Raw genomic sequence first — 18,082 nt, forward strand, 5'->3', positions numbered from 1 at the left:
TACAGCAGCTGATTTTACGCTGCTGGTCGCCTCGCATAGTATTGCATCCTGCCGGCAGCAAAATGCAATTCAAATTTTTTCCACTTAACTCATTTCAAACAAGGTGTGATATGAAAATATCTCGTTATGTAACCGGTATCCTGTTGGCCATTGCTGCTCTGTCACAGGGCGCTGCCGCGCAGGCGGGTCAGGGATGCAAGCCAGAGGCCAAAGCCACCGCAGCCTTCGAACAGGAGGGTGTGCAGGGTACGTTTGTGTTAATGAATACACGAACCGGCCAGCGACTGTGCCATAACCCCAAACGGGCCGAAACTGGTTTGCTGCCAGCGTCAACCTATAAGATACCCAATGCCCTGATTGCCTTGGAGAGCGGCGTGGCCAGTGGCGCCGACTTCCCGCTCGCATGGAACCAAAAGCGCAATCCGAGGCAGCCATGGTGGCCCCAGGCGTGGGCTGGGGACCAGACGCTGCAAACGGCGCTGCCTAATTCGGTAGTGTGGTATTTCCAGGAGCTGGCCAGGAGAATCAATCCCCAGCGCATGCAAGCCTACGTGGATCGCTTTGACTATGGCAATCGCAATATCACAGGCGGCATAGACCAGTTCTGGCTCACCGGCGGCCTGCGCATTTCGGCGCTCCAGCAAGTGGATTTTCTGGACCGTTTTTACTCGCGTACCCTGGGCGTTTCCGATCGCGCGACCGATGTCGTCAAAAAAGCCATCATATTGGAAAAAGAAGAGGGTTACACGTTAAGTGGCAAGACCGGCATGGCCGGCTTTGGCGAGGCAAGTATGAAGGTGAAGACAGGCTGGCTGGTCGGATACCTGGAGACCAGCGACAATACTTACATCTATGCCATGAACATGGATGTGGATCAGGGGCATGGTCCTGAGTTGCGCATGAAAATCACCAAGGCCATCATGCAAGATCTTGGACTGATTTGACGGTTGGGCTGGTCAACTGAAGTCTGGGAGCGTCAGATAAATGTCGACCAGATCCGTACGCGATCAAGTGCATGATGACGGTGGTGTGCGGCGTCGCAATATGACGCTACACCGCAACCAGCCGTTGGCTCGCAATGCCTTCAGGCATCTGCCGCCAATCCCAGCCTGTCAGCCGTTTGTACCAATGCCAGTCGAAATACGGTCCCGGGTCGGTCTTGCGTTTGGGGGCAATGTGTTCGTGGCCGCGTACGGCTTTAAGCGTATAGCGGTTGCGCAAGACGGTGGTAAGTGCAGCCAGTTGCAAATACTGCTCGTCGGTAAAGGGGGTAAAGTCTGTGCCTTCCAGTTCAATACCGATGGAAAAGTCATTACAGCGATCACGCCCGTCAAAACGCGACACCCCGGCGTGCCAGGCGCGCCTGTCGGTGCTCACAAACTGGATAATGCGTCCGTTGCGGCCGATAAAAAAGTGCGCCGAGACGCGCAGATCGGCAATCTCTGCAAAGAACGGGTGATCTTGCGGGTTCAGGGTATTGGTAAAAAGCTGCTGCACATGTGGTCCGCCAAACTGGTTGGGCGGCAGGCTGATATTGTGGATCACCAGAAGGGAAATGTTTTCCAGCAGGGGGCGGCGGTCCTGGTTGGGAGAGCGGATATGTCGGACCCCGGGCTGTGGACACAGCCAGCCGCGTCGGTCCAGTTTAAGGTCTTCGGTCATAGTCATATTTCATCTGTCATAGGCGGACCGTTTAAAGGCATATTATTGTGCGTGTTATTTCACACCCAGCCTGGCATGGTCCTGGCTGCACCACTGGCGGCCCTGTTGCGTGATCGCTTCGGAAGCGGGCAGATACACGCCGCAATGGGCGCATTGCACCATATCTTCTTCAGGAAGGCTGGCAGGCGCCGCACCCGAGGCGCGGGCTGCCTGTGCGGCTGCGCCGTCATTGAGCTTGCGGATAAAGCTGCGCAGAAAGTGACGCAGCACCAGGTAGAGCACACAAAGCAGGACGATCGTAATAATAAAGCGCATCAGGCACCTCCTTTGTGCAGCATGACATCAAATATAAAGCGGGTGCCGGTGTAGGCAATCATGAGCAGGGCAAAGCCCACCAGAGTCCAGCGCAGGGCAAAGCGGCCGCGCCAGCCACGCAGGGCACGCCCCAGTAGCAGCAACCCGAAAACCACCCATGACATCATGGTGAACACGGTTTTGTGGTCAAACGGCAGCAGTACGCCAGTCAGTCTCATGGAAACGGCTACCCCTGTAATAATGGACAGGGTCAGCAGGACAAAGCCGATCCAGATCAGGCGAAACAGGATTTTTTCCTGGACCAGCAGCGGTGGTTGCTCTTCTAGCGCGCGGGCAAAGATTGAGCGTTCGGCGCGGGCTTGCACCGGCTGGTGCAGGTAACGGTCCAGCGAGGTCATTAGAAATGCCTGAATGGCGGCAATGGCGATCAGGCTGTAGGCGCCGATGGAAATAAGCAGGTGCACCTGGAAATAGGCGTCGGCCACTGGAATGACCAGGCTGTCGTGGCCCGGAAACAGGGCTGCCAAGAGGCAAATAACCCCGGCAATGGGCAAAAGCAGCAGTTTTAAGCCACCGATGTCGCTAATGAGATTTTCCAGCCAGAAGACGATCATGCCCAGCCAGATGGTGAGCGATAAGCCTACAGACCAGGACAGGCGCAGCGAACTTTCGTGCAGCATGGCCATGTGCACGGCCACGCCATGCACAATAATCACGGCAGCCAGCAGCCAGCGGGAGGTTCCGGCGGCCAGTACAGGTCGGTTTGAGCCGAGCAGGGGCCGCCAAATTAGTAAACTGAGCAGCAGATAGGCCACGGTGGCCAGAGAGTGAAATACAATGTCGTAAGACATAAAATAATGACGTGTGTTTCCGGATAAGCAATCAGCGGATCTGCATAGCTCGATTCGGCCTGCAGGCATATAGTATAGCCGTTTTGCCCATTCCCCCATTTACTTCAGTGAAATTCCATGTTTGATAATTTGACCAACCGGTTATCCCGGGCCATGAAAACCCTGCGCGGGGAAGCGCGCCTGACCGAAGCCAATACCCAGGAGATGCTGCGCGAAGTGCGCATGGCGCTGCTGGAGGCCGATGTATCCCTGCCTGTGGTGCGCGAGTTCGTTGCCAAAGTTAAGGAACGGGCGCTGGGCACCGATGTCACAGGCAGCCTGAACCCGGGCCAGGCGCTGGTCGGGGTGGTGCACAAGGAACTGACCGCCGTGATGGGCGGCGATTTGGGTGCCGAGGCCTCGGAGCTGGATCTGACCACCACGCCGCCGGCCATTATTCTGATGGCGGGTCTGCAGGGGGCGGGTAAAACCACCACCACCGGTAAGCTGGCGCGCCTGCTGGTGACCGGCGAGCTGATCCAGAACGGTCGCAAGGTCCCGAAAAAGAAAGTACTGGTCGTCAGTGTCGACGTTTATCGCCCTGCGGCGATTGAACAGTTGCGCACGGTGGCCGGCCAGGTGGGGGCTGACTTCTTCCCGTCTGCTGCCGACCAGAAGCCGCGCGATATTGCGCTGGCTGCGGTCGATTACGCCCGCAAGCATCATTATGAAGTGCTGATTGTCGATACCGCGGGCCGCCTGGGTGTGGACGAGGCCATGATGCAGGAAATCAGCATGCTGCACGGGCTGATCAAGCCGATTGAGACGCTGTTCGTGGTTGACGCCATGCAGGGCCAGGATGCGGTAAACGTGGCCAAGGCGTTCGGCGAAGCATTGCCCCTGACCGGCGTGGTGCTGACCAAGCTGGATGGCGATGCGCGCGGGGGCGCGGCGCTCTCGGTGCGTCATGTGACGGGCAAGCCGCTGAAATTTATCGGGATGTCCGAAAAACTGGACGGCCTGGAAGTGTTTCACCCGGAACGGATGGCGCAGCGCGTACTGGGCATGGGCGATATCGTATCGCTGGTGGAGCAGGCGCAGCGCAATATTGATATTGCCGAAGCGCAAAAGTTGGCGTCCAAGATCAAGACAGGCGATCGCTTTGACCTGAATGATTTTCGTGAACAATTACAGCAGGTAAAGAAAATGGGCGATATGAGTTCGCTCATGGAAAAACTGCCCGCGCAATTTGCCCAGGCCGCTGGCCAGATCCAGGGTGGCCAGGCCGAGAAACAATTGCGTCGCACCGAAGGCATTCTGAACTCCATGACGCCGCAAGAGCGCAGCAAACCTGAGTTGCTTAAGGCAACGCGCAAGCGTCGTATTGCGGCGGGCGCTGGGGTGCCGGTGCAGGAAGTGAACAAGCTGCTTAAGCAGTTTGAGCAGATGCAGGGCATGATGAAGCAGTTCAAGAAAGGCGGCATGGGCAAGATGATGCGCGCCATGGGCGGCTTAAAGGGCCTCAAAGGCGGCATGGGCGCGTTTGGTAATTTCAAGAAGTAAGCGGGTTCAAAAGCAGTGGTGCCAAGGGGGGGACTCGAACCCCCACACCCGAAGGCACATGGATCTGAACCAAATGACGATTGAGTAATGCGGATTGCTCAATGGTTTGAATTGCCATGCAATATATGCTGCAGATTATTCAACAATAATTTGATAAGCGACTGGGTATAAAGATGCATACGCGCAGGTTTTGCGCGATGCATTTTTTTTGAGTACCCATTATGTCCCTGAGTGAATTTACAGAGAGTACGATCGCTACCGGTGCTGCTACCGGTGCCGCGAGTGCCCATGGCCCGCGCGTCATACCTGCCAAACCTGATTCGGCCGTCTATGCCAGGCTCAAGCGCCTAGGTCGTGTACAGCGCCTGCGACGGGTGCTGCTGGTTTGTGCCGCACTGGTTATTGTTGCCATGTCCCTGTTTACCGAATCGGCCTGGCGCGATGTGACGCTTATGCATGACCTGATCCAGGCGGGCGGCCTGGTGTTGATCCTGTGCGGCGCGTTGGGGCGCATCTGGTCCTCGCTTTATCTGAATGGTCGCAAGAATACCGAGCTGATGACGCACGGCCCGTATTCAGTTACGCGCAACCCACTGTATATGTTTTCCATCATGGGCGTGACCGGCATGGGGCTGCTCTCGGGCTCGCTATTGACCGGCCTGGTCAGCGGCGGCTTGATCTATTTGGTGTTCAACTGGGTGATTGCGCAGGAAGAAGATACGCTGCAGATGATATTCGGTGTGCCCTACAGTCAGTATAAAAAACATGTGCCGCGCCTGGGCATTACCTTGCGCCACTGGAATAACCCGGCGCACCTGGAAATTTCCATGAAGGCGCTGGGGCGCACCGTGCGCGAGGCCCTGTGTTTTCTGCTGGCCGGGCCGTTTTTTATTCTGTTGAATTATCTGCACAAGGACGCGATTTTGCCGGTGCTGATGCATGTGTTTTGAGGGTGGGAGCTTGCCGCTGCACGCTTCGGTAGACCTCCGGTGCTGATAAAGAAGAAAACGCTGACACAACACCATTGATATTAATCCTGGGCCAGATTGTTGGTGTCAGATTTGTATGTCACGTTCTGTCTGGCAATATCACGCATGTGCAGTATTCAGCATACAATAAAAAACCCAGCGATATTTTCATATGCAGGGTTTTGTCTGTCTATGCATGCCGACAGGGTCTTTTGTATAGGCCCATGGCAGGCGGTCCTCATGTCGGTTGTGCACGATAGAAATATCGGCTCGAACCGGAGCCTGATACCCGTAGAAGGGATCAGGCTGAACCCAGGCAATTACTTGGGAATACGCAGAACCTGGCCTGGATAGATTTTATCCGGGTGGCTTAGCATTGGGCGGTTGGCTTCAAAGATTTTCTGGTACTGGTTGGCATCGCCATACTGGTCTTTGGAGATCTTGGACAGGGTATCACCGGATTTGACGGTGTAGAAGTTGGATTCTTCTCCGGCTGCAGCTGCAGACAACTGGTTGTCTACAGAAGCCACGCCCTGCGTATTGCCAATTGCGATTGCAATTTTTTCCGCGTCGGCGGTACTTGCGGCATTGCCTTTCACTGTGACCTTGTCACCATCAACGGCGATATCCAGACCATCAGCATTCAGGCCGTGCTTGGCCAGTTCCTTTTTGAGATCGTCGGGGGTTGCCGCTTGCGCTTCGCTACCACCAAATACTTTCTCGCCGACTTCTTTAATAAAACTGAGAATACCCATTGTTATGACTCCTTGTTATCGTAAATGACAACTGCAACTTCAACTTCAATATAGCACGGTTAGTGCGTAGCGCTATTATTCATGGAATACATGACAAACGGAAGACCCCGAAAGTTAACAAATGTTAGATCGTGCCAATCGCTGTGCAAAATCCGGCAACGTCGCTCAATGAGGATGCAAAGCTGAATAAATGCAGGATTCTTTACTTCGGGCGCCAGGGTGTGCCTTGCAAGTGGCTTCTTGCAGGCTGAAAGTGGATTAATTGTCCTGCGTTAGGGTTGGCGCTTTGGGCAAGCGCAACATGCCAATCGCTCAAAGCAAAAAGCCGCACATTGCTGTTGCGGCTTTTTGCTTTTACCAACCGGTTATCCCGGCGATACTAATTTTAAAGCGATGCTGCTTTTCCGGTCGCGTTATTGCGTGGCGTAACGGTCGGTGGCTTCCAGCAACAGCTTGAGAATACCCGGCTCATTAAACGCGTGGCCGGCATCTGGCACGATATGAAACTCGGCCTGGGGCCAGGCCTTGTGCAGGTCCCAGGCTGTTTTGGCCGGGGTGCAGCAGTCATAGCGGCCCTGGATTATCACACCTGGAATATCCTTGAGCAGATGCGCGTTATTGAGCAACTGGTTTTCCTGCATAAAACCTGCGTGCGTGAAATAGTGATTTTCAATGCGAGCGAAGGCCAGAGCAAAGTGATCGGCTATGTAGTTCTGGGTGTTGGACTGATCAGGATACAGCGTGATCGTGCGGCCTTCCCATTGGCTCCATGCGCGCGCAGCATTGATCTGCGCTTCGCGATCATCGCCGGTAAGACGTTTGTGATAAGCGGCAATCAGGTCGTCGCGCTCCTCTGGCGGTATCGGGGCCACATAGTCTTCCCAGTAATCCGGGAACAGCCACGAAGCGCCTTCCTGGTAGAACCAGCGCAATTCTTCCTTGCGCAGAGTAAAGATACCGCGCACGATCAGCTCGCTCACCTGTTTCGGATGCGCCTGGGCATAGGCCAGCGCCAGGGTAGAACCCCATGATCCGCCAAAGACCAGCATCTGCTCGGCCTTGAGCACTTCGGTGCGTAGCCGTTCAATATCGGCAATCAGGTGGGCGGTGGTATTGTTTTCCAGACTGGCGTGCGGCGCAGAGCGACCACAACCGCGCTGATCGAACAGCAGAATGTTGTAATGCTGCGGATTGAACAGTTGGCGATGGTGCGCGCCGCAACCGGCGCCGGGTCCGCCGTGCAGGAAAACAGCCGGCTTGCCCTGAGGGTTGCCGCAAAGCTCCCAGTACACCTGGTGGCCGTCACCAGTATCAAGTTTGCCGGTCTGATAGGGTTCAATAGGCGGATACATGCAGTGGTCCTTGAAATAGTCTAGATGCGTTTGAAAACCAGATCACGAATGCCATGGCCCAGTCGCAGGCCGCGGGTTTCAAATTTGGTCTGGGGCCGGTAATCGGGTTTGGGGGCGTAGTCTGCGCTGGTGTTGCGCAGCAATGCTTCGCCGCTGAGCACCTCAAGCATTTGCCCGGCGTAGTCTTCCCAGTCTGTCGCGCAATGGATATAACCGCCCGGTTTGATGCGGCTGGCCAGCAGGGCGATGAATTCGGGGCGCACCAGGCGACGTTTGTGATGGCGTTTTTTCGGCCAGGGGTCAGGAAAGTAAATATGCACGCCCGCCAGGCTGTCTGGCGCGATCATGTTCTGTACCACTTCGACGGCATCGTGCTGGATGATGCGAATATTGCTCACGCCCGATTCTTCAATGCGTTTGAGTAATGCACCCACGCCGGCGTTGAAGACTTCAACGCCCAGGAAATTTTCATCGGCGCGCAACTGGGCAATTTTTTGTGTGGTTTCGCCCATGCCAAAACCGATTTCCAGAATGGTGGGGGCGCCCCGGCCAAAGGCCTGGTCATAGTCCAGCAGGCTGTCCTGGTAGGGCAATGCCCATTTGTCCATATGCTGCTCAACCGCCTGTTTCTGGCCTGGGGTCATATGCGAGCGACGATGCACGAAGCTGCGAATATGGCGTCCTTTTAACGCGTCGGGGGTCTCGTGACTGTCGCCGGCCCCGGCTGCCGCATCGGGGCCGGGGGACGGGTTACCCGCCTCTTTATTTGCGTTGTTGTTGGCGCTTTTGTCGGCGCTATTATTGGCGTTTTTATTGGGATCTGCAATGGTCATGGGTCAAAGGGGCAAGGGCGTACAAAGTCTGGCTTCTTGTCCGGGCGCCAATCCACCAGGCCCAGGGGGCTATCGGGCGGAGAGTCGCTCGGACGACGGAACCTGCATTGTAGTGCATTCGCCCCGCAGGCGCGGGTTGCTCAGGCTGCGAAGCGGAATGTCATGACCCGAGCCGGCGGCACATTGGTCCACACGATTTCACTGCTGTAATGACAGGCTTTCAGGGAAGATTGCCATTGTGTCTGGCGCAGGTTGTAGGTGAACTGGATGGCGCGGCCGTCGTCCTTGAGCAGCGTCTGCCAATGGTGCAGAATTCGGCTGCGCACTTCGGGTGGCAGGGAAATGAGCGGCAGGCTGGAGACGATGGCATTAATGCTGACCCCCGGGGGCAGCAGGGCATCCAGATCGGCGGCATTGCCATTGATGATGGTCAGATGCGGAAAGCGCCGCTGCAGGTGCTGGGCAAAGACGTTGGAAAACTCAATGACGATCAGCTTGTCGGCTGGAACGCCATGATCCAGTATTGCTTGTGTGATAACGCCGGTGCCGCCGCCCAGTTCAATAACGATGCCGTCATGATTGAGCGGGATGTGCTTGGCCATATAGCGTCCCAGCTTGCGAGAGCTGGGACAGATGGCGCCGGTGAATTTGGGCTGGTGCATCAGCTCGTTCACAAACATGAGCGGGCGTGAGCGCCTGACGGTTTTCTTCAGACGGCCAAAACCGCTTCTGCACCATGTTCCAACCATATATTTCTACGTCCCGTTTTATTGTTGACCACAGCATGATGCTTGTGCACGCGGCCCGTTTTACGGGGCCGGCGTATTAGCGCACGCGCATGCCAGGCTGAGCGCCTTCCCACGGTTCCAGGATATAGATACCGGGGTTGGCTTTTTCGTCAGCATCGCTGGCGGCAAGCACCATGCCTTCGGAGACACCAAACTTCATTTTACGTGGGGCCAGATTGGCCACCATTACCGTATATTTTCCGATCAGGGTCTCGGGCTGATAAGCTGATTTTATTCCAGAAAACACATTCCGGGTTCTGCCTTCGCCCACATCCAGTGTAAGGCGCAACAGCTTGCTGGAACCTTCCACATGTTCACAATTAACAATTTTTGCAATTCGCAAATCTATTTTTACAAAATCATCAATCGTAATTACATCTGCAATGGCTTCGCCACCGGGCAGCGCAGCGGCAACAGCTGCGGCCACCACATCGGCATCGGCTGCAGGTGCGTCGGGTTCAATCAGGGTATCGAGCATGGTCGGTTCTACACGCTGCATCAGGTGCTTGAACGGCGCAATATGGTCGGGCAGTTCGGCAGCATCGCTCCAGGCAAAGCTGCGGTTCATGCCGAACAATTCAGTTGCAATACGTTCGGCCAGCGCAGGCAGCACTGGCGCCAGCATGACAGACAGGGCCTTGAAGCCGGCAATGGCGCGTGAGCACACGTCTTGCAAGGCCAGTTTCTGCTGCTCATCTGCGGTGCTGATGCCCTTGGCCATCACCCACGGCTGGGCGCTGTCAAATGCCTGGTTGATTTTGTCGGCATGCGCCATCAGGTTGCGGATCGCGCGGGCGTACTCGCGGTTCTCGAAATCAACGCGTACCTGGTCGGTCAGCGTTGCCAATTCTGTTGCCATTGCCTGGGCATCACCGGAATAACCCAGCTTGCCATCGAAGTGGCGGGTAATGAAGGTGGCGGCGCGGCTGGCAATATTGATGTATTTGCCGATCAGGTCACTGTTGACGCGGGCGATGAAATCATCGGGGTTGAAGTCTATGTCTTCAACGCGTGCATTGAGTTTGGCCGCGATGTAATAGCGCAGCCATTCGGCATTCATGCCAATGTCCAGGTACTTGACGGGCGAGATGCCGGTGCCGCGGCTTTTGGACATTTTCTCGCCGCTCACGGTAATGAAGCCGTGCACATTCAGGGCGTCGGGTACCTTGCGGCCGGAGAACTTGAGCATGGCCGGCCAGAACAGCGCGTGGAAATACACAATGTCTTTGCCGATAAAGTGAACCTGTTCGGTGCTGCTGTCCGGCGCCAGTAAGGCGTCAAAGTCTATCCCCTGAAGCTTGCAGTAGGATTTGAGCGAGGCCAGATAGCCCACCGGCGCATCCAGCCAGACATAGAAGTACTTGCCCGGCGCATCGGGAATTTCAATACCGAAATAAGGCTCATCGCGCGAGATATCCCAATCGTTCAGGTTGCTTTCTTTGCCCTCGTCATTGCCCAGCCATTCGCGGGTCTTGGCCAGCACTTCCGCTTGCAGGCGTTTGTTGCCCTGGCTGTTGCTGCCGGTTGTCCATTCCTGCAGAAATTCCACGCAGCGCTGATCGGACAGATTAAAGAAAAAGTGTTCGGACGATTTGAGCACCGGTGTTGCGTTGGTCAACGTGGAGTACGGGTTGATCAGATCGGTAGGCGCATACACGGCGCCGCATACTTCACAGGAATCGCCGTACTGATCCGGTGCGTGGCATTTGGGGCACTCGCCCTTGATGTAGCGATCGGGCAGGAACATGCTCTTGACCGGGTCATAGAACTGTTCGATGGTCTTGGTGCTGATGAAGCCGGCAGCCTTGAGCTGGCGATAGATGGCCTGGGACAGTTCGATGTTTTCCTGGCTGTCTGTGCTGTGCCAGTGATCGAACTTGATATGAAAGCCATTCAGGTAGCGCGGGCGTTCCTGTGCGTAACGGGCCACCAGTTCCTGCGGCGTGATGCCTTCCTTTTCTGCCTTGAGCATGATGGGCGCCCCGTGGGCGTCATCGGCGCCGACAAAATGCACCGTGTGGCCGGCCATTCGCATGCTTCGTACCCAGATGTCAGCCTGGATATACTCCATGATGTGGCCAATGTGGAACGAACCGTTAGCGTAAGGGAGAGCCGTGGTAACAAAAATCGTGCGGGACATAAGATGCAATGTAAGTACAAAAAAGGGGGGAAAAGAGTGATTTTAGACCAATATTGCAGCGCACCGGGGTTTTGCGGCAATGGGCGTGCAATGATGATCGCGCCGCCCGCGCCGGGACGCTGCCGTGGCATGCCCGGGGGTGTATAACGGGGCGTTGTGAGCTTGTGCTGGCAGAAGATCAAACGCCAGGTACAGCGGCCTCTTTAGCGTGGCGCCCAATGAAAAGCAGGCACCCATAATAGCAGCCAGCCATGGATAGCAGGCAACATGGTACTACGGAGCGTAGGGCAACGCGGCTGGAGGATCTCCGGCAGCGGCAGGCGCTCAGAGTATGCCGACCTGATAGGCCGCCGCCCCGCCAATGGCGCAGACCAGCAGCGCCCACATGGGGTTGGCTTCAGTGAAATAGACAAAGACCAGCGTGCCCAGGACCATGCTCCAGGTGAGCACGTCAAAGGCTGAATACATCGACAGCTCAATGCCGCTTGCAATAATCAGCCCGATGGCCACTGGCACCACGGCGTCCTGCACCAGTTTGTATTCACGCCTGTGGGTAAAGTGGCTGATCACGCGACCGACCATAAAGGCCAGTACCGAGGCCGGCAATACCATGGCAATGGTAGCCACCAGCAGCCCTGCAATACCTGCTACATGCCAGCCAATGATGCTTGCAATAAGCACATTGGGACCGGGCGCCGATTGCGCAACGGCAAACAGATGGGTAAAGGTGTCGGTGTTCATCCATTGATGAATATCCACCACCGCGTGGCGGATTTCCGGGATGGCGGCGTTGGCCCCGCCGATGGCAATCAGGGAAATGCGACTGAAGGTCAAAAACAGCTCAAGCAGCACTGTCATGGCTGGTGCTCCTGGCGGCGGGCAATGATGAAGTTGGCAAGAATGGCCAGCGGCATCATGACGCCAACCACCTGCAACAGCGAGAACTTGAGCAGTACCACAAGTGCAATCGTCACGATGCCAGCCACGATATGATGGGCCCGCAGGTCGATCTTGCTGGCCATTTTCAGGCCGGTGCCAATGACCATGCCGGCTGCCGCGCAGGCCGAGCCTTGCAGCGCGGCGTTGAAATAAGGGTTCTGGTCCAGAAACTGGTACAGGATGGCCAGCACGATCAAGACCAGGATCGGCAGCACCAGCAGACCGGCCACCGCCACTGCAGAGCCTTTGATACCATGGTAACGGTCGCCCAGCATGACGGCCACGTTGACCGTATTGGCGCCGGGCAAAACTTTACCGATGCCCAGCAGCGTTGCATAGTCTTTTTCGCTCAGCCAATGCTGCTCGCGCACAATCACGTGCCGGGCAATTGGCCCGACACCGCCAAAACCCAGTAGCCCGATTTTGGCAAAACCACGGAACAGGGCAGGCAGCGTGGCAACGGCTGTGGTTGGGGCGGGCAGGGGCGCGATGGGAGGAGTCTGGGCCATAAAAGAGGAACCAAAAATTTAAGTCTTATATAAGACTTAAATTGTACTCCCAATATGAGCCATGTTTCGCGAAAATAACCCTTATGTTTTTTGTCCGATCAGCGTCATCCAGCCGTTGCGCAGGGCAGGCAGCAGCGAGAGCACGGCCAGGGTCGCCATGATCAGCCCGACATTGCGGAACATGTCTGCGTAGCCCACCAGGGCGATCCAGTACTGGCTGACAAAGGGCGAGATGAACTGACCGATAAAGATGGAGGTGGCTGCCATGCCGGCAATCCGGCCACGCAGCGCGGGTGCGGAATGGGCGATGGCGGTGGACATGACATTTGGCATGGCGATGCCCAGCCCCGCGCCCAGAATGGCGTTGGCCAGCACCAGTCCCTCAAAGCGTGACGCTATGGATAACAAGCCAAAGCCGGCAGCCATCAGGCTGAAGCCCAGCAGAAAAATAAGCGTCGTATCCAGGCGGCGCTTGAGCCCGCCAAAGCACAGGGCAGCCATGCCGCCGGCCAGATTGAACGCGCCCAGCACCATGCCAAAGCCGCTGGCGTTGTAGATGTTCAACGCTTGCATATGAAATTGCAGTTGTGAGGGAACGGTATAAAAAGAGACATTGATCAGGAAAGCCAGCAGGCATACCGTTCCTACAACCAGCCAGTTCACCGGTGCGTCTGTGAGCCTGGTTGTCGATTGCAGGGCGCGGGGGCGCTGCGGCTCTGTCAGACAAAATATGACTGCAGGAATCAGGACCAGCGCCGTGCCGTAAATGACAAATGGCATACGCCAGTGCAGTTCGGCCAGCAGTCCGCCAGACATGACAAACACCACGCCACCCAGTTGTACAAAGGCTTGCTGCAAGCCCAGATACCTTTCCCGCTCTGCCCCTGAAAAATAATCACCGATCAGCGCGGTGCTCAAGGTGATGATGGCACCGATGGCAACCCCCAGTACCGCACGCCCGACCAGCAGGGCGGTCAGGCTGTCGGCGATCAGGCCCGACGCCCCGGAGATGCCATACAAGGCAATGGCAATAACCAGCAGACCCTTGCGCCCGAACCGGTCGGCCAGCATGCCGGCAAGGGGCGCTGACAGGGCGACAAACAATGAAGGCAGAGTGAGCACCATGCGGCTGAGCAGGGCGATATGCTCGCTGTCGGCAAACCGGGTTTCAATGGCAGGCAGCGATGGGGCAATGATAATGCTGGCCATAATGGTCAGGGTGGCCACCAGAAGCAGCACCAGCTTGCGCGCCGCCAGCCTGCGCGCACTGAACACGGGTGCAGGTAATGCACGTGTTTGGGCCGCGCTATCGGCTCGCGGCCTATGTCCGCCCTGGGTGCTGTGGGCGTCGCCGGCAGTGGCCTGTATGCCTGCGACATCAGTGTCCGGCTGGGGCGCGTTATTGGCCTGTTGCCGGGCGGGGGTCGTTGGCGGAGTATCGGTGGTCATGGCTACCTTGATTGACAGAGTATGGTGTCATCATAAAACCTGAAGTTAACTTGATGTCAACCCTGCGTGCCTCGCAGGTTTTGCGGATGCTGTGGTAAATCAGTGATACAAAGGGTAAGGTATAAGCTAAGTATAGCGATGCAGGCTAAGTAGATATCCAGGGATGCTGATATAGCGATCGCCTTAATTATCCACGACGAATTACCTGGCCCGTACCAATAACGACATACCCGGCTCACTAGGACATACTTGGCTGATTATCGAGGAGCCTGCCGCCCGCAAGACAAATGCCATTATTTACAGATGTAATATCATCACGATGAAAGATATTCGAAACCTTGATCTTAACCTGCTCAAAGCGCTGGACGCGTTGCTGGATCACAGAAATGTGACCCGGGCGGCAGCCCGCCTGGGCGTAACGCAACCGGCGATGAGCGGCATGCTGACCCGGTTGCGCGATACTTTCGATGACCCGCTATTTGTGCGGGCACAGCGCGGCATTGAGCCGACCGAGCGTGCGCAGTCCCTGGCCATACCGCTCAAGCAGGTGCTGGGCGAAGTGGGCGCACTGTTGCAGCCACCGGTATTTGATCCGGCCACTGCCAGTCATCAGTTTACGATCGCTTCGACCGACTATGCGCTGCGCGCCATTGCGTTGCCGTTTCTGGCCACGCTCAAGCGGCTGGCACCCAATATCAAGGTGGCGCTGGTGCTGGTGAACGATACCCAGATGCTATCCCAGCTGGAACGCGGCGTGATTGACGTGGCGCTGGTCTCGCCTGAATATACCTGTCCGGATCTGCATGCGCGCAAGCTGTTTGATGAACATTACGTTTGTGTTGTGCGCCGGGATCATCCCATTATTAAAACCCAGCAGGATCTGACGCTGGAGCGGTTTTGTGAACTGGATCATGCGCTGGTGTCTTACACAGGCGCAGGCTTTCGCGGCGCGACCGATGAGGCGCTGGAGAAAATCGGTAAAACGCGCCGGGTCACGGTGTCGGTCAAAAGTTTTCTGATTGTGCCCGATCTGTTGCGGGCCAGCGATATGGTGTCGATTCTGCCCAGCCGGTTGGTCAACGACCTGGCCGGGCTGGCTGTATTCGAGCCGCCCATTGCCATTACCGGTTTTACCAATATGGCGGCCTGGCATGAACGTACGCATCGTGATCCGGCCCAGCGCTGGTTGCGCCAGTTGCTGTTTAATATCTGTTTTGACAGCCATGCGCAATGCGAGGCTGGGTCGCTGGGCAAGGCGGGTGCGCCGCACGTGATGTCCGGGCACGAGCCTTGATCGGACTGGCCGATACTGACCCGCCAATACCTTAAGCCGCTGCGCCGCGGTAGCGTTCCAGCCAGTGCGCATACGGCGCCGGCAGCACCCAGGTAGGGCGCGGCTGATCCAGCGTTTTGGCCAGCGCCAGGGGGTAATGCGGGTCGGTCAGATGGGCCCGGCCGATCATGACAAGATCCAATTGTTCCTCTTGAACCACGCGGTTGGCCACTTGCGGATCATCAATGCCCCAGGCTGAGGCCACCGGCAAACCCGCTTCGTTGCGTAGGCGTTGTGCAATGGGCGCCAGGAACGCCGGGGTTGCCCATGGGATCTGCGTATCGGGAATGACAAAGTTGGCGCTCACGTTCAGCAGGTCCAGGCCGCCCTTGCGCATATTGCGGGCCAGTTCGATAGACTCGGCAACCGTTTGTTCATCACGACCGTCATATTCGATCACGCCGAAACGTGCGGTCAATGGCAGGTTCTGGGGCCACACGTCGCGTACTGCGGCCAGTGTTTCCAGCAGAAAACGGCTGCGGCCGGCCAGGTCGCCACCGTATTGGTCATCACGCTGATTGCTGTGGGCAGAAAAAAAGCTTTGCGCCAGATAGCCATGGGCAAAGTGCAGTTCCAGCCATTCGAAGCCGGCGTCATGGGCGCGTTTTGCTGCCGCGGCGAAATCGGCCTTGACGCGCTCAATGTCGGCCAGCGTCATTGCTTTGGGCACTTGGGGCAGGTTCTCGCCATAGGCAATGGCTGAGGGCGCGATCGTTTGCCAGCTGCGCGGATCGTCAGCGGCGATATGGTCGTCGCCCTCCCACGGACGGTTGGCGCTGGCCTTGCGGCCTGCGTGGGCGATCTGGATGCCCGGCACTGCACCGGCAGCCTTGATGGAAGCGGCAATACGGGCCAGCCCTTCGGTATGTTCATCACTCCATAGTCCCAGGCAGTCTGGCGTGATGCGGCCTTCCGGCGAGACCGCCGTGGCTTCCACAATCACCAGACCGGCGCCGCCGCGGGCCAGGCTGGCGTAATGAATCTGATGCCAGTCATTGGTAAAGCCCTCCTGGGCGCTGTACTGACACATGGGCGGAACCGCAATGCGGTTGCGCAAGGTCACGTCTTTCAGGCTGAAGGGGGAAAACAGATTGGTCATATTGGTACTCTTGAAATAGATAAGCGTAAATCGGGCAGGGTGGATCAATATTCTTCATGGGGCGGCAGGGCGATCGCAGCAAGGCGAACCAATGTGCGGTGTCGTTGCCCCAAATATGCCGGGGGCAGGACGATGTTGCCGGCAGTGCCGGGCAACCCACGCGTCTGGCCTGCCAGGTGCACGGGCGTTTGCCGTGTGACGACAAGCCCGCCCACCGGCGGCGCCGACCGCAAGCGATCATCTTTATGCCGGGTCACGTCAAATTATGGTGCCATGCATCAAATAATTCAAATGCTATATTTTTATCTTAGATATCATTTGAAATGATATCATCGGATATGCCAGGGGCGGGCAGCGGCCACCGCGTTTGTTTTACTAACGGTGGGTGCTTATGCCGTGGGTGCTTATGCTCATTGGGGGTTGGGTTGCCAGCAGATCCGGGCCGCACAGATAATGTGCCGGTGGAGCCCGGGATGCCGTCTGTGATGGATGTCGTTGTTCGATATGATATCCGCAGATTAAATGGCAACCCCCAGTCTGCGATCCAGTGCAAAGGCGCCACTGCCGCGTACGGCGATATAAAGGGCAAGGCATGCCATGAGCACGGGGTACTCGATGCCGCGATCTATCCACGGCCAGGTCGGGCCCAGCACATAGCTGATCGCCAGCATTTGCACCACGATGGCCAGAGCAACGGGGCGAGCCCACAACCCAAGCGCAAGCATGAGCGCACCTATTGTTTCGAGCAGCATGACCAGAAAGGCCAGTTGGGGAGCAAAAGGCAGACCCATCACATTCTGTATGAGGTTGATGGAGCCAGCCATGGGGTCGGCCATGGAACCATGGGACGTTCCCAGGGCTTTGGGTAAGCCGTGCGTGAACAGGATAATACCGAAGGCTACGCGCAGTAAGGCATACAAGGCCGGTTCAGCGCGCTTATACAGCGTGTCCAGGGCGGGGATCAGCAGGCGAGGAGGGCGTGCGCTTGCTTGCTGGATGGCCGTGGTTATTTCGTTTTCGCTGCGTGCCATTTGGGTTCTCCGGCAGGTGAATGGGTGGCGTTATGCCGGATGTGATTTTGTAGCGAATGGGCCAGGAATGCGGCAATTGCGCCCAATGTTGTTGCAAGCGTCAGCGTGCCGAAGGTGGCCATTGAAGGGGGCTGGTGCAAGGCAAAGTAAGCCACCAGCCCCAGAAAAATGGCGGGCAGGTTGTTCACTGCAGGCGCTTTGGCCAGCGACAGTGCAATGATGGTGATGGCAAACACCACCGCGCTGATAGCGTAGGTGCCCAAATAGGGTGTGAGCGTCGCCAGGCCATGGGCCGCAGCAATGCCCAGCATGACACCGATCAGGACACATGCCAGATTGATGATTCCCTGCTGCAGGTTAAGCCCGCGGGTGAAATACGAGATCCAGCCGACGAACATGGCCCATACCGGTATCTCGAAGGCCAGGACGCTTAGCGTTGCGGCCGACGAGGCAATGACCGATTCGCCAATGACCACTTTTATGTGTGAGGAAAATGCCTTGCCTGTCATTGCTCAT

At 56.9% G+C, this 18,082-nt stretch carries 18 protein-coding genes; 4 read left to right on the plus strand and 14 right to left on the minus strand.

What is annotated here, in order from left to right; all coding sequences use genetic code 11:
- Positions 1–110 precede the first annotated feature (110 nt).
- Positions 111–944 (plus strand): penicillin-binding transpeptidase domain-containing protein, encoded by an 834-nt coding sequence (locus EV681_RS15365; protein WP_130304478.1) that lies wholly within the window; start codon positions 111–113, stop codon positions 942–944.
- A gap of 106 nt (positions 945–1,050) precedes the next feature.
- Here the strand turns inward: EV681_RS15365 and ampD are convergent, their stop codons facing one another.
- From ampD to EV681_RS15380, 3 genes are read right to left on the minus strand one after another with little or no spacing between them, the layout of a single operon-like run.
- On the minus strand, positions 1,051–1,662 hold the full coding sequence (gene ampD, locus EV681_RS15370) for a 1,6-anhydro-N-acetylmuramyl-L-alanine amidase AmpD (RefSeq protein ID WP_128396650.1): 612 nt from the start codon (positions 1,660–1,662) through the stop codon (positions 1,051–1,053).
- 54 nt (positions 1,663–1,716) lie between these two features.
- The gene (locus tag EV681_RS15375; RefSeq protein ID WP_014751969.1) at positions 1,717–1,977 is read right to left on the minus strand and encodes a PP0621 family protein; all 261 of its coding nucleotides are present in this window, start codon (positions 1,975–1,977) and stop codon (positions 1,717–1,719) included.
- Positions 1,977–2,828, minus strand: a complete 852-nt coding sequence (locus EV681_RS15380; protein ID WP_014751968.1) for a cytochrome C assembly family protein — start codon at positions 2,826–2,828, stop codon at positions 1,977–1,979. The genes EV681_RS15375 and EV681_RS15380 overlap by 1 nt, the downstream gene beginning before the upstream one ends.
- A gap of 117 nt (positions 2,829–2,945) precedes the next feature.
- On the opposite strand from EV681_RS15380, the gene ffh reads away from it, so the two are divergent.
- Together ffh and EV681_RS15390 are read left to right on the plus strand one after the other, a co-directional pair.
- Positions 2,946–4,370: a signal recognition particle protein gene (gene ffh, locus EV681_RS15385; protein WP_128396651.1), complete on the plus strand. Its 1,425-nt coding sequence runs from the start codon at positions 2,946–2,948 to the stop codon at positions 4,368–4,370.
- Positions 4,371–4,591: 221 nt separating this feature from the next.
- Positions 4,592–5,320, plus strand: a complete 729-nt coding sequence (locus EV681_RS15390; protein WP_130304479.1) for a methyltransferase family protein — start codon at positions 4,592–4,594, stop codon at positions 5,318–5,320.
- 338 nt (positions 5,321–5,658) lie between these two features.
- Here the strand turns inward: EV681_RS15390 and lysM are convergent, their stop codons facing one another.
- From lysM to EV681_RS15430, 8 genes are all read right to left on the minus strand, one after another.
- Positions 5,659–6,093, minus strand: a complete 435-nt coding sequence (gene lysM / locus EV681_RS15395; RefSeq protein ID WP_128396653.1) for a peptidoglycan-binding protein LysM — start codon at positions 6,091–6,093, stop codon at positions 5,659–5,661.
- A 413-nt stretch (positions 6,094–6,506) separates the two neighbouring features.
- The gene (pip, locus tag EV681_RS15400; RefSeq protein ID WP_128396654.1) at positions 6,507–7,445 is read right to left on the minus strand and encodes a prolyl aminopeptidase; all 939 of its coding nucleotides are present in this window, start codon (positions 7,443–7,445) and stop codon (positions 6,507–6,509) included.
- A 20-nt stretch (positions 7,446–7,465) separates the two neighbouring features.
- Positions 7,466–8,278 carry a tRNA (guanosine(46)-N7)-methyltransferase TrmB gene (gene trmB, locus EV681_RS15405; protein WP_128396655.1) on the minus strand — a complete coding sequence of 271 codons (813 nt, stop codon included), beginning with the start codon at positions 8,276–8,278 and terminating at the stop codon, positions 7,466–7,468.
- Between the two features lie 140 nt (positions 8,279–8,418).
- On the minus strand, positions 8,419–9,027 hold the full coding sequence (locus tag EV681_RS15410; protein ID WP_242612271.1) for a class I SAM-dependent methyltransferase: 609 nt from the start codon (positions 9,025–9,027) through the stop codon (positions 8,419–8,421).
- 76 nt (positions 9,028–9,103) lie between these two features.
- Entirely contained in the window at positions 9,104–11,206 is a 2,103-nt protein-coding gene (gene metG / locus EV681_RS15415) for a methionine--tRNA ligase (RefSeq protein ID WP_128396657.1), read from the minus strand.
- Positions 11,207–11,530: 324 nt separating this feature from the next.
- Entirely contained in the window at positions 11,531–12,064 is a 534-nt protein-coding gene (locus EV681_RS15420; RefSeq protein ID WP_130304480.1) for a chromate transporter, read from the minus strand.
- Positions 12,061–12,654 (minus strand): chromate transporter, encoded by a 594-nt coding sequence (locus EV681_RS15425; RefSeq protein ID WP_130304481.1) that lies wholly within the window; start codon positions 12,652–12,654, stop codon positions 12,061–12,063. Before EV681_RS15425 ends, EV681_RS15420 begins: the two co-directional genes overlap by 4 nt.
- 81 nt (positions 12,655–12,735) lie before the next feature.
- A complete protein-coding gene (locus EV681_RS15430) occupies positions 12,736–14,103 on the minus strand; it encodes an MFS transporter (protein ID WP_130304482.1) in 1,368 nt (455 codons plus the stop codon).
- A 319-nt stretch (positions 14,104–14,422) separates the two neighbouring features.
- Between EV681_RS15430 and EV681_RS15435 the strand changes: the two genes are divergently transcribed.
- Positions 14,423–15,397, plus strand: coding sequence for a LysR family transcriptional regulator (locus EV681_RS15435; RefSeq protein ID WP_130304483.1), 975 nt, complete (start codon positions 14,423–14,425; stop codon positions 15,395–15,397).
- A gap of 31 nt (positions 15,398–15,428) precedes the next feature.
- On the opposite strand, the gene EV681_RS15440 is transcribed toward EV681_RS15435, so the two are convergent.
- The 3 genes from EV681_RS15440 to EV681_RS15450 all read right to left on the minus strand — a co-directional run bounded on the left by EV681_RS15440 (position 15,429) and on the right by EV681_RS15450 (position 18,075).
- Positions 15,429–16,535, minus strand: a complete 1,107-nt coding sequence (locus EV681_RS15440; protein ID WP_130304484.1) for an NADH:flavin oxidoreductase/NADH oxidase — start codon at positions 16,533–16,535, stop codon at positions 15,429–15,431.
- 518 nt (positions 16,536–17,053) lie between these two features.
- Positions 17,054–17,566, minus strand: a complete 513-nt coding sequence (locus tag EV681_RS15445) for a DoxX family protein (protein ID WP_128396663.1) — start codon at positions 17,564–17,566, stop codon at positions 17,054–17,056.
- The gene (locus EV681_RS15450; RefSeq protein WP_128396664.1) at positions 17,542–18,075 is read right to left on the minus strand and encodes a DUF1097 domain-containing protein; all 534 of its coding nucleotides are present in this window, start codon (positions 18,073–18,075) and stop codon (positions 17,542–17,544) included. Before EV681_RS15450 ends, EV681_RS15445 begins: the two co-directional genes overlap by 25 nt.
- Between the last annotated feature and the right edge of the window lie 7 nt (positions 18,076–18,082).

This window comes from Advenella incenata, from assembly GCF_004217095.1.
GTDB classification, from domain to species: domain Bacteria; phylum Pseudomonadota; class Gammaproteobacteria; order Burkholderiales; family Burkholderiaceae_B; genus Advenella; species Advenella incenata.